Origin of the sequence: Bradyrhizobium brasilense, assembly GCF_029714345.1 — a bacterium.
GTDB classification, from domain to species: domain Bacteria; phylum Pseudomonadota; class Alphaproteobacteria; order Rhizobiales; family Xanthobacteraceae; genus Bradyrhizobium; species Bradyrhizobium australafricanum.
Genome location: NZ_CP121669.1, coordinates 5,067,162 through 5,086,173 on the forward strand (window position 1 = coordinate 5,067,162; position 19,012 = coordinate 5,086,173).

25 protein-coding genes are annotated in these 19,012 nt (G+C 65.1%); 14 read left to right on the forward strand and 11 right to left on the reverse strand.

All coding sequences use genetic code 11. The annotated features are described in order from the left end of the window. The first annotated feature begins 493 nt into the window (after positions 1-493). The gene (locus QA635_RS23830; RefSeq protein WP_283061749.1) at positions 494-916 is read left to right on the forward strand and encodes a hypothetical protein; all 423 of its coding nucleotides are present in this window, start codon (positions 494-496) and stop codon (positions 914-916) included. Between the two features lie 106 nt (positions 917-1,022). On the opposite strand, the gene QA635_RS23835 is transcribed toward QA635_RS23830, so the two are convergent. After that, on the reverse strand, positions 1,023-1,961 hold the full coding sequence (locus QA635_RS23835; RefSeq protein WP_283061750.1) for a LysR family transcriptional regulator: 939 nt from the start codon (positions 1,959-1,961) through the stop codon (positions 1,023-1,025). 116 nt (positions 1,962-2,077) lie between these two features. On the opposite strand from QA635_RS23835, the gene QA635_RS23840 reads away from it, so the two are divergent. Then, positions 2,078-2,881 (forward strand): alpha/beta fold hydrolase, encoded by an 804-nt coding sequence (locus QA635_RS23840; protein WP_283061751.1) that lies wholly within the window; start codon positions 2,078-2,080, stop codon positions 2,879-2,881. Between the two features lie 273 nt (positions 2,882-3,154). Here the strand turns inward: QA635_RS23840 and QA635_RS23845 are convergent, their stop codons facing one another. Then, the gene (locus QA635_RS23845; protein ID WP_283061752.1) at positions 3,155-3,823 is read right to left on the reverse strand and encodes an FMN-binding negative transcriptional regulator; all 669 of its coding nucleotides are present in this window, start codon (positions 3,821-3,823) and stop codon (positions 3,155-3,157) included. Between the two features lie 86 nt (positions 3,824-3,909). After that, on the reverse strand, positions 3,910-4,152 hold the full coding sequence (locus QA635_RS23850; RefSeq protein ID WP_283061753.1) for a hypothetical protein: 243 nt from the start codon (positions 4,150-4,152) through the stop codon (positions 3,910-3,912). A 587-nt stretch (positions 4,153-4,739) separates the two neighbouring features. Here QA635_RS23850 and QA635_RS23855 point away from each other — a divergent pair. From QA635_RS23855 to QA635_RS23885, 7 genes are all read left to right on the forward strand, one after another. After that, a complete protein-coding gene (locus tag QA635_RS23855) occupies positions 4,740-4,913 on the forward strand; it encodes a hypothetical protein (RefSeq protein ID WP_016840760.1) in 174 nt (57 codons plus the stop codon). Between the two features lie 10 nt (positions 4,914-4,923). Then, positions 4,924-5,796, forward strand: a complete 873-nt coding sequence (pdxY, locus tag QA635_RS23860; protein ID WP_283061754.1) for a pyridoxal kinase PdxY — start codon at positions 4,924-4,926, stop codon at positions 5,794-5,796. A gap of 18 nt (positions 5,797-5,814) precedes the next feature. Next, complete coding sequence (locus QA635_RS23865) at positions 5,815-6,444, forward strand: LysE family translocator (protein WP_283061755.1); 630 nt, start codon at positions 5,815-5,817, stop codon at positions 6,442-6,444. Then, positions 6,444-6,788, forward strand: coding sequence for a tRNA-binding protein (locus tag QA635_RS23870; protein WP_229163130.1), 345 nt, complete (start codon positions 6,444-6,446; stop codon positions 6,786-6,788). The genes QA635_RS23865 and QA635_RS23870 overlap by 1 nt, the downstream gene beginning before the upstream one ends. Before the next feature lie 140 nt (positions 6,789-6,928). Further along, on the forward strand, positions 6,929-7,159 hold the full coding sequence (locus tag QA635_RS23875) for a DUF6894 family protein (RefSeq protein ID WP_028332292.1): 231 nt from the start codon (positions 6,929-6,931) through the stop codon (positions 7,157-7,159). 9 nt (positions 7,160-7,168) lie between these two features. Continuing rightward, positions 7,169-7,342, forward strand: a complete 174-nt coding sequence (locus tag QA635_RS23880; protein ID WP_283061756.1) for a hypothetical protein — start codon at positions 7,169-7,171, stop codon at positions 7,340-7,342. 323 nt (positions 7,343-7,665) lie between these two features. Then, positions 7,666-7,902, forward strand: coding sequence for a hypothetical protein (locus tag QA635_RS23885; protein ID WP_016840755.1), 237 nt, complete (start codon positions 7,666-7,668; stop codon positions 7,900-7,902). Between the two features lie 85 nt (positions 7,903-7,987). On the opposite strand, the gene QA635_RS23890 is transcribed toward QA635_RS23885, so the two are convergent. Continuing rightward, entirely contained in the window at positions 7,988-8,173 is a 186-nt protein-coding gene (locus QA635_RS23890) for a hypothetical protein (protein WP_016840754.1), read from the reverse strand. 128 nt (positions 8,174-8,301) lie between these two features. On the opposite strand from QA635_RS23890, the gene QA635_RS23895 reads away from it, so the two are divergent. Next, positions 8,302-9,030 carry a class I SAM-dependent methyltransferase gene (locus QA635_RS23895; RefSeq protein WP_283061757.1) on the forward strand — a complete coding sequence of 243 codons (729 nt, stop codon included), beginning with the start codon at positions 8,302-8,304 and terminating at the stop codon, positions 9,028-9,030. Between the two features lie 104 nt (positions 9,031-9,134). On the opposite strand, the gene QA635_RS23900 is transcribed toward QA635_RS23895, so the two are convergent. The 3 genes from QA635_RS23900 to QA635_RS23910 all read right to left on the reverse strand — a co-directional run bounded on the left by QA635_RS23900 (position 9,135) and on the right by QA635_RS23910 (position 10,650). Then, positions 9,135-9,341: a hypothetical protein gene (locus QA635_RS23900; RefSeq protein ID WP_057019948.1), complete on the reverse strand. Its 207-nt coding sequence runs from the start codon at positions 9,339-9,341 to the stop codon at positions 9,135-9,137. A 104-nt stretch (positions 9,342-9,445) separates the two neighbouring features. Next, positions 9,446-9,850 (reverse strand): hypothetical protein, encoded by a 405-nt coding sequence (locus QA635_RS23905; protein WP_283061758.1) that lies wholly within the window; start codon positions 9,848-9,850, stop codon positions 9,446-9,448. Between the two features lie 218 nt (positions 9,851-10,068). Continuing rightward, positions 10,069-10,650, reverse strand: a complete 582-nt coding sequence (locus QA635_RS23910; RefSeq protein ID WP_283061759.1) for a septal ring lytic transglycosylase RlpA family protein — start codon at positions 10,648-10,650, stop codon at positions 10,069-10,071. 582 nt (positions 10,651-11,232) lie between these two features. Between QA635_RS23910 and QA635_RS23915 the strand changes: the two genes are divergently transcribed. After that, a complete protein-coding gene (locus QA635_RS23915) occupies positions 11,233-12,108 on the forward strand; it encodes a hypothetical protein (RefSeq protein ID WP_283061760.1) in 876 nt (291 codons plus the stop codon). 74 nt (positions 12,109-12,182) lie between these two features. Here the strand turns inward: QA635_RS23915 and QA635_RS23920 are convergent, their stop codons facing one another. Beyond that, positions 12,183-12,812 carry a L,D-transpeptidase gene (locus QA635_RS23920; protein ID WP_016843930.1) on the reverse strand — a complete coding sequence of 210 codons (630 nt, stop codon included), beginning with the start codon at positions 12,810-12,812 and terminating at the stop codon, positions 12,183-12,185. A 174-nt stretch (positions 12,813-12,986) separates the two neighbouring features. Here QA635_RS23920 and QA635_RS23925 point away from each other — a divergent pair, with 174 nt between their 5' ends. Next, positions 12,987-13,370 carry a hypothetical protein gene (locus QA635_RS23925; protein ID WP_016843931.1) on the forward strand — a complete coding sequence of 128 codons (384 nt, stop codon included), beginning with the start codon at positions 12,987-12,989 and terminating at the stop codon, positions 13,368-13,370. A gap of 83 nt (positions 13,371-13,453) precedes the next feature. On the opposite strand, the gene QA635_RS23930 is transcribed toward QA635_RS23925, so the two are convergent. After that, positions 13,454-14,236, reverse strand: a complete 783-nt coding sequence (locus tag QA635_RS23930; protein ID WP_283061761.1) for an SDR family NAD(P)-dependent oxidoreductase — start codon at positions 14,234-14,236, stop codon at positions 13,454-13,456. 34 nt (positions 14,237-14,270) lie between these two features. Beyond that, the gene (locus tag QA635_RS23935; RefSeq protein ID WP_283061762.1) at positions 14,271-14,861 is read right to left on the reverse strand and encodes an NADPH-dependent FMN reductase; all 591 of its coding nucleotides are present in this window, start codon (positions 14,859-14,861) and stop codon (positions 14,271-14,273) included. 189 nt (positions 14,862-15,050) lie between these two features. On the opposite strand from QA635_RS23935, the gene QA635_RS23940 reads away from it, so the two are divergent. Then, positions 15,051-15,302, forward strand: a complete 252-nt coding sequence (locus QA635_RS23940) for a hypothetical protein (RefSeq protein WP_283061763.1) — start codon at positions 15,051-15,053, stop codon at positions 15,300-15,302. 165 nt (positions 15,303-15,467) lie between these two features. Further along, positions 15,468-17,549, forward strand: a complete 2,082-nt coding sequence (locus QA635_RS23945) for a methyl-accepting chemotaxis protein (RefSeq protein ID WP_283061764.1) — start codon at positions 15,468-15,470, stop codon at positions 17,547-17,549. Between the two features lie 149 nt (positions 17,550-17,698). Here the strand turns inward: QA635_RS23945 and QA635_RS23950 are convergent, their stop codons facing one another. Next, positions 17,699-18,862 carry an acyl-CoA dehydrogenase family protein gene (locus QA635_RS23950; RefSeq protein ID WP_092086311.1) on the reverse strand — a complete coding sequence of 388 codons (1,164 nt, stop codon included), beginning with the start codon at positions 18,860-18,862 and terminating at the stop codon, positions 17,699-17,701. Between the last annotated feature and the right edge of the window lie 150 nt (positions 18,863-19,012).

Below are 19,012 nucleotides of genomic sequence, written 5' to 3' on the forward strand. Positions count from 1 at the left end.
CGTCGAACGATGGCGGAAACACCTCGGTTGCAGTGTCCGTTCGCAGATCGAGGAAGGTAGGTCCTCCGGTGAGCGTTCCGCTCTTGCTGAAGCGCCACATGAATCCAGTCTGCGGATCGCCCTGCACGCTGCTCGCATTGATGCAATAGTCATTGGTCGCGGAGCGATAGCCGTCGAAGCCCAGATGGATTCGGTCCGCGGCGACCGCGACGTTGCCGGAAACGAGCGACGCCGCGGTCCCCAATAAGAAGGGACGAACTCGCGTCTGCCAGTATCGCTCCGTCGGAGCGGAACATGCGTGCTGTCGGTTGGATCCTACCGAGGCTTCGGTTGGCATCGTTGATGGAATCAAGGCCGAACGAGTTCGCGGTGCATCCATCCGCGGTCTCCACAAATCAGCCCCACTGCACGCTAGCGCTTGGGGATGAAATATTCAGTCACATAATTGCGGCGTGATGAATTGCTACCTGAAATAGTTTCCTGATGTTGCCGCGTGGCAACGATTCACTACAATTTCCACGATAGTTCCTCGCAACCTCGCGCGATCGGCGCCGAACTCTCCGCATCGTCGCGCAAGCCATGGCACGAACTGCACCTTGCTCCCGTGGGCCGCACAACGATCGCGTTCGCGATCCGACTCCAATTTGTTCGCGAAGAACGAATCGGAATCAGAAAAATCGACGCGATTCAGATGTTAACAACGCACATACATCGACCGCATCCGAACAATCGATGTTGTATCATGATGGGATTATTGCTCTCGGCGCGCAACATCGCGGCGCATCTCAGGCACACTGCGTTCTCCCGCATCACTGATCGATCGATGAGTCGCACCACGGCCACGTTCCCGATCCGACTCCAGTTTGTTCGCGAGGAACGAATCGGAATCGAAAAATCGACGCAAAACGATTCTTAACAAGACGTTTGCGCGCTCTATGCCGCGGCACTTTGTATGGCGGATGAGCGCAAGCGTAATCGGACATCCATCGACGACATCACTGCGTCGGATTACTCCGCGCCCATTATCGGCCGCGCCTTGCGCGGTCCGGTCGGGTCGCCCGCCCTGCACGCTGCGCGAGCCGCCAGCTCTTGAGGTGAAGCCAGAGCGCTTCGGCGACCGGTCCGTGCGAATGCTGGCGATGGCGGACTGCCGCAAGATTTTCCTCGCGGCCCGGAAAATTCGGTCCAGCGATGCTGATCAGCCTGCCGTCCCGCAGCTCGTCCTCGATCAGCCATGCGGGCAGATGGCCCCAGGCGAGACGATGCAGAATCAGCTCCTTCTTCATCATCTGGTCCGGCACGCTACACTGGTGCGCACCTTCGATCAGGAAGAAGTTTTCCGACGACGCTCGCCGCGCCGTGTCGCGGATGACGCACTGCGTGAAGGGGCGCATCTGCTCCGGCGTGATCCGCTTCGTCCACGCAAACGGCAGAAAGCCGGGAGCGACGACCGGCACCATGGTCGTGCTCGAGAGCTTGATCTGCTCGAAGCGCGGATCGGACGGCTCCGCGCGATGAAACACCAGATCGGCTTTATCATCGATCAGGCGCTCGAGCGGTCCGCCGACCGCCTCATATTCCAGGTGCAGGCGCGTGTTGGGATAGCGGGCAAAGAACGCCGAGAGCATCTGCAGCACCGGCGGCCGCGGGCACAGGTCGCCGATGACCACACGCAGGACGACCTCTTCTCCGCCGGCAAGCTGCTCCGCATACCCCTGCAGCAGATCGAGTTCGCGCAGCGTCACCTGCGCGCGTGCGTGAAACGTCCGGCCGGCGTCCGTCAGCCCGATACGGTATCCGCTGCGATCGAACAGCGTGAGGCCGAGCTGCTGCTCGAGCCGGGCGACCGCCGCAAACACCGACGGGTGCGACCGGTTCAGCGCCGTGCCGGCGGCCTGGAAGCTTCCCTTGGTCGCGACAGCGTCAAAGCAGCGCAAATCGTGCAGCTTGATCCGATCCATTGTCCAAAGAACCTACAGAGATTGATCGATCTTAGTAATTTTTCTTCGAAGGCGCGAGTCCTAGCCTGGGTCGACGCGAAGCCTGCCGGCTTCCACCAGCACAAGGGACTGACGAGATGAGCAGCGATGGACACTTCACCACGGCGGATGGCTGCCGGATTGCGTACCGTATCGACGGTCCCGACGATCGGCCGGTGCTCGCGCTGTCGAACTCGATCGCCACCAACCTGCACATGTGGGATCGTTCGATGCCGCCCCTCAGCCGGTCGTTTCGGGTGCTCCGCTACGACACCCGCGGTCACGGCGGCTCGGACGCGCCCACGGGCGCCTACTCGATCGACCGGCTCGGCCGCGACGTGGTCGAACTGCTCGACGCCCTCGGCATCGATCGCGCGCATTTCCTCGGCCTGTCGCTCGGCGGCTTCGTCGGGCAATGGCTCGGCATCTTCGCGCCTGACCGCATCGACCGCCTGATCCTCTCGAACACCTCGTCCTATCTGGCGTCCGAACTGCCGTTCGACGAGCAGATCCGCGCGGTGCTCGCGGCCAAGGACATGAATGGAATCGCGGACGGCTTCATGCGCAACTGGTTTCCGGCGACAATGCTGGCCGCGCCGAACGAGGTCGTCGACGAATTCCGCAACATGGTGCTGACCACGCCGCCGCGCGGTCTCGCCGGATGTTACGCCGCACTGCGCGACGTCGATCTCCGCCGCATCATCTCGCTGATTGCGGCGCCGACCCTGGTGATCGGCGGCGAGAGCGACACCGTCACACGGGCCAGCCACAGCGCTGATATCGCCGCGACAATCACCGATGCCAAGCTCGTTCTGCTGCCCGGTGTTCATATCCTCAATATCGAGCAGGCGGATCGATTCAACCGCGAGGTCGTGAGCTTCCTCGAGTTTTCCGCCACATGACTGTGTAGCCCGGATGAGCGAAGCGACATCCGGCACCGCTCTGAGAGCACGCGATCGGGCCCCGCATATCGCTTCGCTCATGCGGGCTACATGGATCACGCACCACATGTTCCCCATTCGACTCCATTTTGTTCGCAAAGAACGAATCGGAATCGAGCAAATCAGCGCGGAGCGATTCTTAACAACAGGTTTGCGGATTCGATGCCGATCGGCTCTATGGCGCGGATTAGCGCAAGCGTAATCCGCCCTCTGCCGCGTAGAGACAGCGCCGGGTTACACGGAGCTGACCCGCCTTCCGCACGGTCCAACGTCGTATTCGAGCTCCGGCCGCAGCGCGCGCATCTTCTCCGCCAGCCTTTGGCTCGTCGTCTCCTGCTCTTGCGCAAGGCGGTTGACCAGCGCGACATAATCCGCATCGCTCTTGTGCTGGTTGAGCTTTGACTGGCCCTCGATCTCGTCGACGACGATGTCGATCACCCTGATCCCCGCCAGCATCGCTTCGCGCTTGCCGGGCTCCATCTGCGTCAGGTCCCAGGGCTGCTTCGGCAGCCGCGCCTCGGAGACCGCCAGCAGCGCATCGCCATGACCGCGGTTCTCGCCGTGATCGCGCAGATGCGCGACGCCGGACAAATGCACCGCCTCGTAGAGCCAGGTCGAAACGTTGTCGGGTGAGACATACCAGTCGTTCGAGATGTAGGCGTCATCGCCGGAGACGATCAGGAGGAAGCGCCTGACACCGTCGGCGAGCTCGACCAGCGGATTCTTCGCGGTGAGATGGATCTGCACGATCACGCGATCGTCGCGCCTCTCGATCACGAACGGCACGTGGGACGCGCGCGGGCCGCGTGCATCGGCGGCGACGATGGCGCCGAAGCCGCGCGCCGCCGCAAAGGCGAGCGCGCGGTCTTGCTCGATGCGAAACTGGGGACGGAGGATGTGCATGGCGGCGGCGCTCGCGAGCTGGAGGGAGACGACCCAGCAAGGCTAGCGCAACTTTCGCCGGAGATCACCGCCATGCACGATCCGGCTCAGCAGATCATGGCATTGTCGCCGTGATCGCAGACGCCGCCGGGCTGGTCGCGCGGCAGCGCCTCGGACTCGCCGAAATGCGGGACCGCCATGCGCGGCGGACCACCGCTCCAGCGGCCGGCGGCGGCATGGCTCTTCGCGAGCGCGGATGGGCCCGCCGCCGGCACTTCGTGTGCCATGGCCGACGCCGTCAGCATGGCGAGCGCGGTCAGCGCGGCCGCAACCTGTTTGATCCTGGACATCAGTTGCTCCTGTTGGATTCGGCACGCCGGCACATTGTTCGCCGCCCGCCGATCGGTTCGCGCTCACATCATGATCGATCGCTCTGCCGTCTTGTTCCGACGCCATGAGGCAAGCGTTTGGATGCAGGACAGTCCACCCGCGCATCTTCTTCCACGTCGATCCGACACGATCGCTTGATCGCAGCGTGACAGACGAGGTTGCGACGCGAACCCGGAAGTCAAACCGGGCTCCGCCGCCTGCGACAAAACAGCCCGACGGGCAACTCAGCAAAACCTGTCGATATCAGAGTAAGAAAATATTCCGCTTGCTGCGCTTTGCTCGCGGCCCAGGGTGCGATCAGACAAAACATGTCGCGAGAATGCGGATATATGACTCGCAGCGAACCACACATTCGATGTCGTCCCGGCGAATGGAGAAAGATGCGCGCACCGACTCCATCACCGTCATGCCGGCAGCAGAGGCGAAGCCTTTGCCCGGGAATGATGGAGCTTAGCAATGCCGCGGAATTCCAATCCGCCGTTGAACTGACGGCAACTAGCAGGTTACGCTGCCTTCACGCTCACGCCCTCCCGCTGGAAGGATCACCATGAACGGCAATCGATATTATGGCGTCCGCGTCGAGGGCGCGAAATACGGCGTGGGGTTCGGCTCGGCGCTGGCGATCGCGATCTCCTACACCAAGAACCATTCGATCCTGTGGGCCATCATCCACGGTATCCTGGGCTGGCTCTACGTCATCTACGCCGCACTGTTCGGGTGATGCGCACAAGATGACGGTCATCTCAATCCAGTCACAGGTCGCCTGGGGCCACGTCGGCAACAGCGCCGCCAGCTTTCCGATCCAGCTGCACGGCATCGATGTCGTCGCCGTGCCGACCACGCTGCTCAGCAATCGGCCGGGCTATCCGACCATCCGCGGCCGGGTGCTCGACGTGCAACTGGTCGCTGACCTGCTGCGCGGCATCGAGGAGCGCGGCGCGGTCGAGGCCGCGCGGCTGATCCTGTCGGGCTATCTCGGCTCGGCCGACATCGCGATGGACGTGGCCGACTTCGTCGAGCGCGCGAAGGAGGAGAACCCGGCCCTGCTCTATTGCTGCGATCCCGTGCTCGGCGACCGCGACCGAGGCATGTTCGTGCGATCGGACATTCCGCCGCTGGTGCGCGACCAGCTCTGCCCGCTCGCCGACATCATCACGCCCAATCATTTCGAGTTCGAGTTCCTCTGCGGCGCACGCGTGACGACGATCGACGACGTCGTCGCGCAAGCGAGCGCGCTGATGGCGCGGGGACCTGCGACCGTCGTCATCACCAGCGCCGAACTGGCCGGCACGCCGCACAGCGAGATCGAGACGCTGGCGATCGAGCGCACTCAATCCGACAAGACTTGCGCCTGGCGCGTGCGCACGCCGCGGGTTCCGATCAGCCCGTCCGGCACCGGAGACCTGTTCGCCGCGCTGTTCGTCGCCGCCCGCGCGCGCGGCCTGGCGACGCCGGATGCGCTCAGCCACGCCGCCTCAGGCATCCACGGCGTGCTGGAGCGCACGGCGCAGAGCGGAACCGAGGAAATGCGCATTGTCGAAAGCGCCGGCGTGATGCTTGATCCGAAGCCGCGCTTCGCGGCGGTCGCCATCGCCGCATCCTGACATCCGGGACGGGTCTTCATGATCGACATCACCACCCTCCTCACCTACGCCGCCGTCGTGCTCGGCCTGTTCCTGATCCCCGGGCCGGCGGTGCTGCTGGTGCTCGCGCGTTCGGTCACCGGCGGAGCACGCGTCGGCGTCGCGACCGGGTTCGGGATCGCGCTCGGCGATCTCGTCCACACCGCGATGGCGACATTCGGCCTCTCGGCCGTGCTGATGACCTCGGCGCTGGCGTTCTCGGTCGTGAAATATGCCGGCGTGATCTACTTGATCGTGCTCGGCGTCCGCGCCCTGTTCGAGAAGAACGACGACCTGGATGATTTGCCGGCGGCGCAGCCGGTCGATCCGCAGCGTGCGTTCCGGCAGGCGATCTGGGCGGAAATGCTCAATCCGAAGACCGCGCTGTTCTTCCTCGCCTTCCTGCCGCAGTTCGTGCATCCCGGCCACGGCTCGGCGGTGGCGCAGTTCGCGACCCTCGGCCTGATCTTCGTCGTCATGAGCGCGGTCTACACCTCGCTGCTGGCGCTCGCCGCCGGCCAGATCAGCCCGTGGATCAGGCGGCATCGCCGCATCGGGCAGTGGCAGGGCCGCTTGGTCGGCACGATCTATATCGCGCTCGGCGTCCGCCTTGCGTTCCAGGAGCGCTGATGTCCCCGCTCAAGCCGCAGGCCAGCTACGACGACTTCGCCCGCCTGGATATTCGGATCGGCAAGGTCGTCGAGGTGCAGCCGTTTCCGCGCGCCCGCAATCCGTCCTACAAGGTCGGCGTCGATGTCGGCGCCGGGCGGACCATGTGGTCGAGCGCACAGATCTCGAATTACGAGCCGGCGGCGCTGGTCGGCTCGCTGGTCGTGTGCATCTGCAATCTCGGGCCGAAGAACATCGCGGGTTTCACCTCGGAACTCCTGATCCTCGGCGCCAAGGACGCCAGCGGCGAGGTGATCGTGCTCGGCCCGCGCAGCGAGGTTGCGATCGGCGAGCCGATCTTCTGACGTCGGGCTGATCACGGCCGCGTGATTCAAATCGTCTGGATTCCCCGTAGTTTACCGATGGGGGATCACCCGGATTCTCAGTGCCCGCGCGCGCTGCTATTGCAGCGCGCGAGAATCGCTTCGGCATGGGAATCGGAAGAATGTCCGCAGTTTTCTTTCACTGCTCCGACGACAAGCACGTCATCCTGGATCGCACCGGCGCCGCGATGGATCTGGCGGAGGCGCGCGTGTATGCGGAGCAATTGGCACGCAGCTTTGTCATGACACCGAGCGTGGAGGACTGGCGCAACTGGGCAGTCCACGTCACCGACGACATCGGAACCGAGATCTTCGAGCTGCCGTTCACCGCCATCCTCGGCGAACTGCACTGAGGGCATGCCATGAATTCGATGGAACTTGCCCTGCAGCCGTTGCGGCGCCGCCTCGCCCGCCTCGTCGCGCGCTGCGTCACGCTGATCGATGGCGTCATCAATCCCTATCGCCCCGAACTGTACTACATGCGCGGACCAGGCCCGAAATGCCGCGCCCGGCGGCAAGCCACACTGCGCGACTAGCTTCGCGGCATCCACAGCGAGAAAAGGCCGGCGGGCGTTACGCCACCGGCCTTCTCCTGCAGCTGCCGGTTCCCGGAGTCCGGTTCCGCTGCGATTCCACTTGGTCCTGAGCTTGCGACGACTGTTTTAATCAAATCTTAACGGCATGGCGGTGAGCTGGTTCAAAGGACTCCTTCGCCGTGCGGCGTGGCTTGTTCGTTCGTCGTGCTTGATGCGCTGCACATCGTTTTTGCGCCGATCGCACGCCGATTGTGCGCCACGCATCTTAGGGAATGCTCGACTCAGTGTTACCCTGTGATGCAAACCGAAACGGAGACTTCGGAATGCCGTACTACACCTTCGATCTCGTGGTGGGGGACGAGTTCCGCAATCAAGGAACCATCATCCTCGAAGACATCAGCCTCGCCTCCGACCGCGCCGACCAGCTCGCCAACGAGTTGTCGCAGGTCAAGCCGGAGCTGAAGGCGCGCGGCTGCGCCGTGCGCGTCACCGACATCGACCGGCGCGAACTCTATCGTACGCCGCTCGATCCCGTGCCGCGGTGGCGCAGGGCGGGCTAGCGTCCGTCGGTTAGATCTGCGGCGACCGCGCTCGCGCGGTCCCTGTGTCGTTGCGCGACGGCGGGGTCGCCTAGCCCGCCCGCCGTCAGCTCTGATGCGGTCCGCGCATCATCTTCAGCGCGTCCTCGATATGGCGCCAGTCGCGCGCGTCGTCGGTCTCGCCCTTGCTCTCGCAAGCCACGGCGTTCTGCGCGGCTTGGGCGATCGCCTCCGGACCGTGCTTCAACAGCATCTGCCGCGCGATGGTGTGGATTTGCATCTCGGCTAACATGGCGCTCTCCTCGGCTGTCGACTGCTGACATCAGAAACCACCGAGCGCCGCGTCTGGTTCCAGCAGCGCGCCGGGCGCGACACAATCAGCGGTTCCCACGCGGTGCGGCGGCGGTTACAGAAAGAGCCATGGCGCAGAACATCTACGACGATCCCGGCTTCTTCGCCGGCTACAGCCAGTTGCCGCGGCAGGTCCGCGGACTGCTCGGCGCGCCGGAATGGCCGGCGATCCGCGCCATGCTGCCCGATGTCGCGGGCAAACGCGTGGTCGATCTCGGCTGCGGCTTCGGCTGGGTGTCGCGCTGGATGCGCGAGCAAGGCGCATCCGACGTGCTCGGCATCGACCTCTCGCAGAACATGATCGCCCGCGCCGCGGCCATGACGCAGGATGCGGCGATCACCTACGAGATCGCCGACCTCGAGACGCTGGAGCTGCCGAAATCGACATTCGATCTCGCCTACTCCGCCCTCGCCTTCCACTACATCAGGGATTTCGATCGCCTGGCGCGCATGCTGTATTGCGCGCTGGTCCCGGAGGGGCATCTGATCTTCACCGTCGAGCATCCGGTCTACATGGCGGCCGTCCATCCGGACTGGGGGCAGGACGAAGACGGCCGCAAGACCTGGCCGGTCAACCGCTACTTCATCGAAGGCGAACGCCGGACCGACTGGTATGTGAAGGGCGTGCTGAAATATCACCGCACCATCGGCACCACGATCAACGCGTTGATCGCCGCCGGCTTCACGCTACGCCATGTCGAGGAATTCTGCCCGACGCGGGAGCAGGTCAAGGCCGCGCCCGAACTGGCCGACGAGTTCGAACGGCCGATGATGCTGCTGGTGTCAGCGCAACGCTAAAGCATGATCCGGAAAAGTGCGAAGCGGTTTTCCGAAGAGATCATGCTCTAACTGAAGAGCTAAAGCGCGATGAAGCTTCAACCCGAACTCATCGCACTTTGGCGTCAAGCCGCGAGCAGCTTGTCGAACTCCTCGGGCGGGTATGATTTCCCGTCCTTGTCGGTGATCACCACCTGCCACCCCTCGCTCGCCCAGACCTTGGCCTTGGCGATGATGATGAAGGTGCTCTCGCGCTCGATCCTGACCGTTTCGTTCTCGCGTTCTGCGATCATCTTGTAGGCCAACGCTTGTCCCTCGCCGACTTGGTCCATCCGGCGTTTGTTGGCAGCGGCTTTGGGCCGGATTTCGCTGGGACTGTGACAATTTGGTGGAACCGCCGGCGCAGGATCCGCCAGCGCGCAACGTTCGGTCGCGCCTATGCGAGCTTTCCCATCAAGGTCGGCATATCCAGCGCCAATGAGTTGACGTTGACGCTGCGCGCGAATCGCATCTGCGGTCCCTCGAAGGTGCAGGTCACGGTGTCGCGAAACGCCGATTCCACGCAGGTCCAGGTCATCACGAAGGTGCGGAGGTCGCGCCAGCTGCCGCTCGCGACCACGCGCATCACGTCGGGCTGGTACTCGTGATGCAGCTTGTTGCCGGTCATCGTCGCGGTGCCCTCGCGCGGCGCATCGAGGCCGACCTCGATCCGGTGCGTGCCTCTGCCGTCCTCGAGCGTGTGAAGCCGTCCGTTTCTTGATCGTTGTTTGGCATGGCCGCCCTCCAAAGCAGAACGGAGGTTATGGCGCCGGCTCGCCCTGTCGACGCATGCGGCGCGCATGGCGGCCACAAGAAAAACCCCGCCCTGGAGGGACACCAAGGCGGGGAAGGTTCATTGGGTAGAAATCCACGCGCCTGGAAATGGAGAGCGCGGGGAAGTAGCGGCAACAATTCTATTTGCCGCCATCGTTCGGACAACAGGATTAAAGCGCGCGCAGCGCCGGGACTTTTTCCCGATCCAGCTGGCAAAAATCCCGGACCTCGCCTGTGAGGCGCGGTTCACTGCACCACGTCGAGCCTGACATTCGTGATGCCCTTGCCGATCATGCCGAGCGATTGCGCCGCAGAATGAGAGACGTCGACGATGCGCCCGGGGACGTAGGGTCCGCGGTCATTGACGCGCACGGTGACCGAACGACCGCTCTTGACGTCGGTCACGCGCAGCTTGGTGCCGAATGGCAATGTCGGATGCGCCGCGGTCAACTCGCGCCCGTCGAACTTCTCGCCGCTCGCGGTCGGCTGCTCCTCGCTGTAGAAGCTCGCGACGCCCTGCGACGCAATCTTGGTGTGGCCGGTCCTGCGCGAGGCATACGGCGTATGCTTGCGCGCCGTGGCGACACGTGTGCGTGTCGCAGATGACGCAGCCCGCGTCGGTTCGATCGACGCAGGCCGGCTCGCGAGCGCCTGTGAGCGCTGGCTGACAACGGAGGACTGCGCGCACGCCGCGAGCGATGCCGCGCCGATCATCACGGCAAGCAGCCGGAGCGGCTTTCGGGCATGCGCAAACGGAATCGGGGCCGCAGCACCATGCGCGCTGCATTTGACGCCGACGTACGAGTTGACTGCATCGTCGCGTGACATGTTGCACCCCCAACTTGCGCCCCCAGCCCAAGCCGAAAATCCAACGGCCTATCAGCCGAATCCAATCGGGGCGGAACGGTGGCGGAGCGCGGTCAGACCTGCCACACGCGATGCGATTTCCCCTCAGATGTGGTGGATGCGCCACACAACCCGGACGCTTCACCCGGAAATGCCGGCTTGAAGCGCCGCACTCGGGCCGTGGATGGCCACGCCCCCTCGCCCCCGGGTTTCGGTTCCCCAAACTCCCCAACCTCTCCACCCTCTCGCCTTGCTTTGGTCAAACCGGACTGGAGTCGTGGGGACAGGGTCAGGGGTCAATACAGAGCGTAAATTTGCCGGCCGCCCATTTGCGGTTGACCTTGGAATGAAACGGGGACCGCCATGCAATCGACACTGAAAGACGCAGATCCACACGATATTTTCGCGATCGAACCGAGCTTCGCTCCGGTACGTCCGGACAACGCCGCAGCGCCAGCCGGAAGGGCAGCGCCGGGGCAACGCGAGCCCTATTTCGGCTCAAGCCTCGCGCCTACGTCCACACCCCCGGTCGCGGCCGTCGCCTCGGTGCCGCCGGTCACGCCAATGTCAGTGGCGGCCGAGCCGGCCTATAGCGCGCCAAGCCATGACGGCCGACTGGACGACATCAGATTGGACCGCGCGCCGCGCCCCACCAGCAAATGGGCGATCCGCGCCTTCTGGTTCTGCTTCGCGATCGCTGGCGCCATGGGCACCGCGGCGTGGCAGCACTACGGCGATCGCGCCAAGCAGATCGCCGCCGAGTGGGCGCCCCAGATCGCTGCACTGACTTCGCTGATCCCAGGCAAGGCAGCCTCCGCCTCGGATCAGGCGAGTGCGCTGCCAGCACCGGCGGCGACAACCGATCAGGCGGCGGCTGAAGCTGCACCGGCCACTCCGCCACAGGACGTCGCCACGGCCGTGCCCGCCGCAGCAGCGCCGGCGCCCGCCCCTGTCGCGGCCCCGGCTGCCACAGCAGCACCGGTTGCGCCCGCTACCGCGGCGGCACCAGCCGCAGCGGCACCCGACCAGACGCAATTGCTGCAATCGATGGCGCGCGATCTCACGTCGATGGGACAGCAGATCGAGCAGTTGAAGACCAGCATTGATCAGCTCAAGGCCGGCCAGGATCAGTTGGCACAGCGCGTTGCGAAGACGACCGAGACCAGGGCCGTCGAGCCGCGGCCGGTCGCTCCGCCGCGCCCGCGCGCCGCGGTCACGCCGCAGGCGGCGCCGCATGCCGCCGTTGCGCCGCCACCGGTGCGCCGGCCGGCGCAGGCCTATATCCCGCCGCCTCCACCGCCTGCATCAGCAGCACCGCTGCCGGCTCCCGCCGCCGCCCCGCAGGCGGTTGCGGCACCGCGGCCGGTGCAGCAGCAGTCCTCGGTTGTTGACGCGGATGATGGCGGCCCGGTGGTTCGGCCGCCGATGCCGCTGCGCTGAGCCTGACCGACCGGTAAAAAAGCGTGCGGCCGATCGCGATGACGCGATCGGCCGCAATACGCTTCGTATTCGAATTAGGCGCTCTGTCCCGGCGGCAACACAACCACGGTGGCACCCGGCTTGACCCGCTGATAGAGGTCGATCACGTCACCATTGGTCATGCGAATGCAGCCCGACGAGATCGCCTGCCCGATATATTCGGGCTGGTTGGTGCCATGGATGCGATACAGCGTGTCCTTGTTGCCCTGGTAGAGGTAGATGCCGCGGGCGCCGAGCGGATTGGCCGGTCCACCGGCGACACGCTTCGGATACGGCCCGAGCCGCTCCTGGATATCCTGGGTCGGAACCCAATCCGGCCATTCGGCCAGGCGGCCGACGGTGGCGACGCCGGAGAAGGCCATCGCCTCCTCGCCGACGGCGACGCCGTAACGGATCGCCTTGCCGCCGGGCAGCACGTAATAGAGGTAGCGCGCATCGGTATCGACCAGGATCGAGCCCGGCTGCTCCCGACGGGTGTACTCGACAATGTGCCGCTGGAACTGCTGCGGGATCTTGGCATCCGCATAGGGCGGATGCGCCAGCAATTGCCGATCGCGCGACGTCATCGCGACATCCGTCGCCGGCGACAGCGTCGCCTGCATGCAGCCGCCAAGCGCAAGCGATCCTACCAGCACCGCAGCAAGCCCCAACTTTGACACGATCATTCTCCCCTGCGTCAACTTGTGCCACATGCTGCCGAAATCGTGCTCAAATCGTGGCAGCGAGGTTGGAACACGTCTGTTTGATCGGTTCTTTCCGTGAGTGTGTCCTGGCGGTTGCACTCGGTTCCCTTGGACGCTAGCCTCGCAAAAAACGTCCAAAACCTCCGGAGGAAATTCATGCGTTACGCTCTGCTGATCGGCGGCCTGATTGTCGCAGCAACCCCTGCCCATGCCGATCCGCGCGCGGCCTATGTCACGATGGTGCTGCAGGCCTTTGCCGCCAAGGTCGAGTGCCCCGGTACCGATCTGGTCTATCAGGACCTCGTGCAGCGGGCGCAGGACATGCATCTGCCCGACGGGACCACCGAGAAGGTGCGCAAGGCGATCGCCTTCATGCATACCGGCGGCAAGATGGGCGAGAAGCAGGCCGACGACCTGATGACGGAAGTTGCGATCGCAACCCAGACCACCGACCTCGATCAGCGCCGCGCCGGCAGCATGACGACCTGGTGCCAGGACCAGAAGACTCGGCTCGCGGGTTACATCAGGACGAAGGAATAGAAAGCGTTTTCGAGCGAAGCCTGTCCCGCATTTGATGCGGGATGGGCCGGTTCGCGTGAAGAAAACGCGTCAGACAAGAATCCTCAATCGAGCTCCGGCGGCGCGAACCAGTTGGTCAGCGACAGGCCGCCATCGACCACGATCGACGCCCCGGTGACGTAACCGGAGAGCTTGTGCGAGAGCACGGCAAGCGCCATCGGCGCGAGATCGTCCGCCTGGCCAAGCCGTCCGAGCGGAATGTGCTTTGCCAGCGCGGGATCGGCGACGAAGCCGCCGGCCGCGATCGCGCCGGGCACCAGCGCATTGACGCGGATGCCATAGCGGCCCCAGCTCTTGGCAAGCTCCTTCACCAGCATCGCCATGCCGGCCTTCGCGGTCGAGTAGTGCGGCAGGTTGCGCGGCGTGCCGGCATGCAGCGAGGTGAGCAGCAGGAACGAGCCCGGCGTCTTCGATGCGATCAGCCTGCGCGCCAGTTCACGCGACAAATGAAAGCCGGCATCGAGATTGACCGCATGCATCTGCCGCCAGGTCTCTTCGTCGACGGCCATCGCATGATCGGCTTCGCGGCGCGGCGGCGAAGCACTGTGGACGAAATGGGTCACCTGTCCGAGCGAGGCTTGCGCATGCGCCAGCAGGGCGTCGCACGCCGCGCGCTGCGCGAGATCGCCGACCCAGCCGACCGCGAGTTCGGGACGCGGCGCGGCCTTGATCGCCGCCAGAACCCTGTCCTCATGCAGATCGGCAAACACCGTCCGCACACCTTCGCCGACCAGGGCCTGCGCGATGGCGCGGCCGATGCCGTTGCCCGCGCCGGTCACCAGGGCTGTCTCCCGCGCGGGATCGAACGGCGATGTGAAGAGGCTCATGATCGCGAAACTCCCGGGATTGGCAGACCTGCGCTCAGTATGGCGGCGCCTTGCGCGCCCGCTGTGCCTTGGCGGCTTCGATCCACCAGGAAAAATCCTCGGCAAAGCGCGGAAAGGCGCGTTCGAGCGCCTTGCCGCCTTCGCCGATCGGCTTGCCCTCGGCCGACAGCGTCTGCGCGATCGGCCCCGCACCGATCGTGCTCGATACCACCACCATGCCCATCTCGGACAGCGTGCCGTGCCAGGCGGTCGCGGCGCGCACGCCGGCGAACCGCCCGGCCGAATAGCTTGCGATCGCCGCGGGACGCCAGAACCATTCCTCAAGGAAATGGTCAGTCAGGTTCTTCAGCCCGGGCTGGATGCCCCAATTGTATTCGCCGGTGATGAACAGGAAGCCGTCGGCGTCGCGGATTTTTCCGGCGAGCGTTTCGAGCACGGCCGGTGCCTGCCCCTTGGGATGTTCCTTGTACATCCGGTCGAGCATCGGCAGGCCGACCTCCTTGGCATCGATCAACTCGACATCGTCGCCGCGGGCGCGAAGGCCGTCGACGACGAAGTGTGCCAGCCGGATGCCCATGCGATCCGAGCGGTAGGAGCCGTAGAACACGAGAATGCGGTGGGTCATGACAAGCCGATCCTAGCACGGTGCGGCAACAGCGTCCTGCGGCGCGGCGCGCCGCCGCGCACAAGTGTTAACCGGCATTCCGGCTCGCTTCGCCGGCATTAAGCAATTCGTCGCAGGCCCTTCGCCGTGGCCAAAAATCGCCAGATTTGTTTTCTGGATATGTTTTCGCTTCGAGAAGGAGGAACCGACATGCGGATCGCAAAGCTGGTTTTCGCAGGCTCGCTCGCAGCCATCGCTGCCGTTGCTACGCCTGCGCTGGCGAAGAGTACCGAGCGGCAGAAGGCCGACGACAAATCCACGACCACCACCTCGTCCGGCTGCCAGGCCTATCAGCAGGCCGCCGATGGCACCTGGAACCAGCTCCCCTGCGGCGAAGCGGGCTCGAACGGCGCCACCCAGCACCGCCCCGCGGCCAAGGGCGCTGACGACGACGAGCACTGACGTGTCACGCCTGCCGCCCCACGCGGCCGGGGCGATGCGGCGCCTTCGACTTTCGGACCAAACTGCCGGGACCGTTGTGGCGGCTCCCGCATCATAAACCCAAGCTTAATGCACGCCCGCTACGGTTGAGGCCTCCCCTCTCTCGTCAACAATGGCGCGCATCCCATGAAAATCGGTACTCTCCTGACGGCCGCGATCGTCTCATTGTCCGCGGTCGGTGGCGGACTGGCGGCCTATGTCGCGGTGACCAAGTACCAGACCATGGACAAGGTCTCGACCGCGCAAAGCCGGCTCGAAATCGTCCGCGCCGTCGGCGACATCCCGCGCTACATGAACTCCGAGCGCGGCATGTCCACCAACCTCTTGTTCAGCACTGGCGCGATCGAGCAGAAGCAGATCGCCGATCTCGACAAGCTGCGCAAGCTGACCGACGGCGCGCTCGCCAAGGTCAATCAGGTCCGCGCCACGCTGCCCGGCTCGCTCGACGACGGCGAAGCGGTTGCGAGCGCGATCGATGCACTGAAGGCCAAGTTCGCCGCGCTCCGCGATGCGATCGAGAAGGCGATCGCAGGTCCGGTCGACGCCCGCCGTCCGGCGGCAACCAAGATCGTCGCCGACAACTCCGTCTTCAACGCCGGCGTCACCGTGCTGCTCGATGAGCAGGTGCGGCGCCTCGCCGGCCTTGACGGCAACGCCTACCGTCAGGCCAGCTACGCCAATGTCGCCTGGACGCTGCGCGACACTGGCGGCCTCAATGCCAGCCTGCACAAGGCGCTGGTCGGCGCCAAGCGCGTCGCGACCGAACAGGAAAAGCTGGAGCTGTTCCGCAGCACCGGCCGCACCGAGCAGATCCTCTCGACGCTGCAGGAGTTGCACAACAATCCGGCGACATCAGCCAATGTCCTGACGGCGCTGGGCAAGATGCAGGCCGACTATGTCGAGCGTTTCGGCAAGGCCCTGAAGCTCGCCAAGGAGGGCGCGATCTCCGGCAAGTATGAGCAGGACGTCGAGACCTACTATGCCGAGTCCCAGATCGGCCTCGCCTCCATCATCACGGTGCGCGACGCATTCTACGAGAATGCCGAGCAAGGCCTTGCGGGCGCCTATTCGTCGGCACGCTTCAGCTTCGTGGTGGCGCTGATCGGGCTGCTCGCGGTCGTCGCCGTCAGCGCCGGCCTGATCGTCATGGTCCGCCGCCGCATCCTCAACCCGATCGCGGCCCTCACCGGCCGGATGTCGCGTCTTGCCGCGGGCGAAGTTGCCGAGACGATCCCGGGCGCCGCGCGCAAGGACGAGATCGGCGCGATGGCCGCCGCCGTGCAGGTGTTCAAGGACAACAAGATCGAAGCCGATCGCCTCGCTGCCGAGAAGGAAGCCGAGAACGACGTCAAGATGCGCCGCGCCCGCGTGCTCGACGACCTGACCCGCGCCTTCGAAGCCAAGGTCACCGAGCTGGTCGGCGGGTTGTCCGCGGCATCCTCGGTGATGGAGGAGACGGCGCAATCGATGTCGGCCACCGCCGCCGCCACCAACCGCCAGGCCGCCGTCGTCGCCGCGGCGTCCGATCAGACCTCGACCAACGTGCAGACGGTGGCGAGCGCCACCGAGGAGCTGACCTCCTCGATTTCGGAGATCGCCCGCCAGGTCGCGACCTCGACCGAGATCGCTGCGCGGGCGGTCGACCATGCCCGGCGCACCGGCGACACCGCGCGCTCGCTGGCCGATGGCGCGCAGAAGATCGGCGACGTCGTGACGCTGATCCAGAGCATCGCCGCACAGACCAATCTGCTCGCGCTCAACGCCACCATCGAGGCGGCCCGCGCCGGCGAGGCCGGCCGCGGCTTTGCCGTGGTCGCGTCCGAGGTGAAGTCGCTGGCCGGCCAGACCGCGAAGGCAACCACGGAGATCTCCGAACAGATCACCGCGATCCAGACCGCGAGCGACGAGACCGTGACGGCGATCCGCAGCGTCATCGACGTCATCACCGAGATCGACCAGATCGGCACCGCGATCGCCGCTGCGATCGAGGAACAGGGCTCGGCGACCAAGGAGATCTCACGCAGTGTTCAGGAAGCCGCGCGCGGCACCCAGGAGGTCAATTCCAACATCTCCGGCGTGCAGCGCGCCGCGGACGACACCGGCGGCGCCGCGAACCAGGTGCTCGGCGCAGCCGAACAGCTCTCGACGCAGTCCAAGGACCTCGCCGGCCAGGTCAATCGCTTCCTGTCCGACGTGCGGGCGGCATAACCGAGAGCACGTGGTGACCACGTGGCAGGTTTTCTCCTCGTCATTGCGAGGAGCGACAGCGACGAAGCAATCCATGTCTCCACTGCGGCACGATGGATTGCTTCGCTTGCGCTCGCAATGACGGGTTTGCCTGAGGGCCGCGCGCCCTGCTAGCCGCCGCGCAGGCCGAGCACGCGGCGGGCGATCGCCTGGCGATGGACCTCGCTCGGGCCTTCGTAGACCCGCATCAGGCGCGCCTTCTGCCACAGCGCGTTGAGCGGCAATTCCAGCGTCACGCCGAGCGCGCCGAGCGTCTGCATGGCGTGGTCGCAGGCGTCATAGGCCATCTCGGTCGCGAACACCTTGATCATCGAGGCCTCGTGGCGGATGTCCTCGCCGCGGTCGGTCTTGTCGGCAGCCTCGCGCACCATCAGCCGGCACGCATGCATGCGCGTGGAGATATCGGCGATCCACCACTGGATCGCCTGGCGCTCGGCGAGCTTGACGCCGAAGGTCTCGCGCTGCCTGGCGTGCTCGCACATCATGTCGAGCGCACGCTTGGTGATGCCGACGCAGGTCGATCCCATCTCGAGCCGCCGCGTCCGCAGTCGCAGCTGCATCGGCGCGTAGCCCTTGCCGACCTCGCCCAGCACGGAGTCCTTCGGGATGCGGCAATCCTCGAACACGATCTCATAGGTCGAGCCGCCGCCGACCATCGGAATCTCGCGCTCGATGATGAAGCCCGCCGTGCCCTTCTCGACGATGAAGGAGGTGATGCCGCCCTGGCGCTGGTCGTTGCCGACCCGCGCCATCACGATGATGAAGTCGGCGGCGCGCGCATTGCTGATCCAGATCTTGCGGCCGTTGAGCACCCACTGTTCGCCTTCGAGCACCGCGCGCGTCTTCATGCCCGCGGGATCGCCGCCGGCGCCGGGCTCGGAGATCGCGATCGCCGAGGCCATCCGGCCCTCGATATAGGGCTGCAGATATTTCTTCTTCTGCGCGTCGGTACCGACCGCCTGCAGCATGCGCAGGTTCGGCGAGTCGGGCGGCAGCACGAACGGCACGCAGCTGCGGCCGAGTTCTTCGTGCACCGCAGCCATCGTGCGCGTCGGCAGGTCGTGGCCACCGAGATCCTCGGGCGCATCGAGGCCCCAGAGGCCGAGCTCCTTCGAGACGTCGCGCAGCCGCTTGCGCTGTTCCGACGTGAGCTCGGGGTGATCGCTGCCGGGCAGCTTCGATTTCAGATAGTGCGGCTCGAGCGGGATCAGTTCGCGATCGACGAATCTCGCGACGGTCTCGCGGATCATGGCTGTCTGTTCATCGTCGCTCATCTGGGATTCCTCGCCTGCGCTGTTGTGCTTCAAAAAACCAGTAGCGCATTTTTTATCGGCGGGAATAGCGGAAACGCGCAGCCGCACTCACGCTCGCGCGATGGTTTCACGGCGCGGAATTCAATATCCCGCGGCGTGGTCGATGCGTGC

Excerpts from the sequence above, each read along its gene's own strand:
- QA635_RS23865 (WP_283061755.1), top strand. The coding sequence starts at position 5,815 with ATGATCGACATCACCACCCTCCTCACCTACGCCGCCGTCGTGCTCGGC.
- QA635_RS23930 (WP_283061761.1), bottom strand. The coding sequence starts at position 14,236 with ATGAGCCTCTTCACATCGCCGTTCGATCCCGCGCGGGAGACAGCCCTG.
- QA635_RS23875 (WP_028332292.1), top strand. The coding sequence starts at position 6,929 with ATGTCCGCAGTTTTCTTTCACTGCTCCGACGACAAGCACGTCATCCTG.
- QA635_RS23900 (WP_057019948.1), bottom strand. The coding sequence starts at position 9,341 with ATGGACCAAGTCGGCGAGGGACAAGCGTTGGCCTACAAGATGATCGCA.
- QA635_RS23920 (WP_016843930.1), bottom strand. The coding sequence starts at position 12,812 with ATGATCGTGTCAAAGTTGGGGCTTGCTGCGGTGCTGGTAGGATCGCTT.
- QA635_RS23855 (WP_016840760.1), top strand. The coding sequence starts at position 4,740 with ATGAACGGCAATCGATATTATGGCGTCCGCGTCGAGGGCGCGAAATAC.
- QA635_RS23915 (WP_283061760.1), top strand. The coding sequence starts at position 11,233 with ATGTCAGTGGCGGCCGAGCCGGCCTATAGCGCGCCAAGCCATGACGGC.
- QA635_RS23935 (WP_283061762.1), bottom strand. The coding sequence starts at position 14,861 with ATGACCCACCGCATTCTCGTGTTCTACGGCTCCTACCGCTCGGATCGC.
- QA635_RS23880 (WP_283061756.1), top strand. The coding sequence starts at position 7,169 with ATGAATTCGATGGAACTTGCCCTGCAGCCGTTGCGGCGCCGCCTCGCC.
- QA635_RS23895 (WP_283061757.1), top strand. The coding sequence starts at position 8,302 with ATGGCGCAGAACATCTACGACGATCCCGGCTTCTTCGCCGGCTACAGC.
- QA635_RS23945 (WP_283061764.1), top strand. The coding sequence starts at position 15,468 with ATGAAAATCGGTACTCTCCTGACGGCCGCGATCGTCTCATTGTCCGCG.
- QA635_RS23905 (WP_283061758.1), bottom strand. The coding sequence starts at position 9,850 with ATGCGCGCCGCATGCGTCGACAGGGCGAGCCGGCGCCATAACCTCCGT.
- QA635_RS23870 (WP_229163130.1), top strand. The coding sequence starts at position 6,444 with ATGTCCCCGCTCAAGCCGCAGGCCAGCTACGACGACTTCGCCCGCCTG.
- QA635_RS23850 (WP_283061753.1), bottom strand. The coding sequence starts at position 4,152 with ATGTCCAGGATCAAACAGGTTGCGGCCGCGCTGACCGCGCTCGCCATG.
- pdxY (WP_283061754.1), top strand. The coding sequence starts at position 4,924 with ATGACGGTCATCTCAATCCAGTCACAGGTCGCCTGGGGCCACGTCGGC.
- QA635_RS23835 (WP_283061750.1), bottom strand. The coding sequence starts at position 1,961 with ATGGATCGGATCAAGCTGCACGATTTGCGCTGCTTTGACGCTGTCGCG.
- QA635_RS23845 (WP_283061752.1), bottom strand. The coding sequence starts at position 3,823 with ATGCACATCCTCCGTCCCCAGTTTCGCATCGAGCAAGACCGCGCGCTC.
- QA635_RS23925 (WP_016843931.1), top strand. The coding sequence starts at position 12,987 with ATGCGTTACGCTCTGCTGATCGGCGGCCTGATTGTCGCAGCAACCCCT.
- QA635_RS23890 (WP_016840754.1), bottom strand. The coding sequence starts at position 8,173 with ATGTTAGCCGAGATGCAAATCCACACCATCGCGCGGCAGATGCTGTTG.
- QA635_RS23940 (WP_283061763.1), top strand. The coding sequence starts at position 15,051 with ATGCGGATCGCAAAGCTGGTTTTCGCAGGCTCGCTCGCAGCCATCGCT.
- QA635_RS23885 (WP_016840755.1), top strand. The coding sequence starts at position 7,666 with ATGCCGTACTACACCTTCGATCTCGTGGTGGGGGACGAGTTCCGCAAT.
- QA635_RS23950 (WP_092086311.1), bottom strand. The coding sequence starts at position 18,862 with ATGAGCGACGATGAACAGACAGCCATGATCCGCGAGACCGTCGCGAGA.
- QA635_RS23840 (WP_283061751.1), top strand. The coding sequence starts at position 2,078 with ATGAGCAGCGATGGACACTTCACCACGGCGGATGGCTGCCGGATTGCG.
- QA635_RS23910 (WP_283061759.1), bottom strand. The coding sequence starts at position 10,650 with ATGTCACGCGACGATGCAGTCAACTCGTACGTCGGCGTCAAATGCAGC.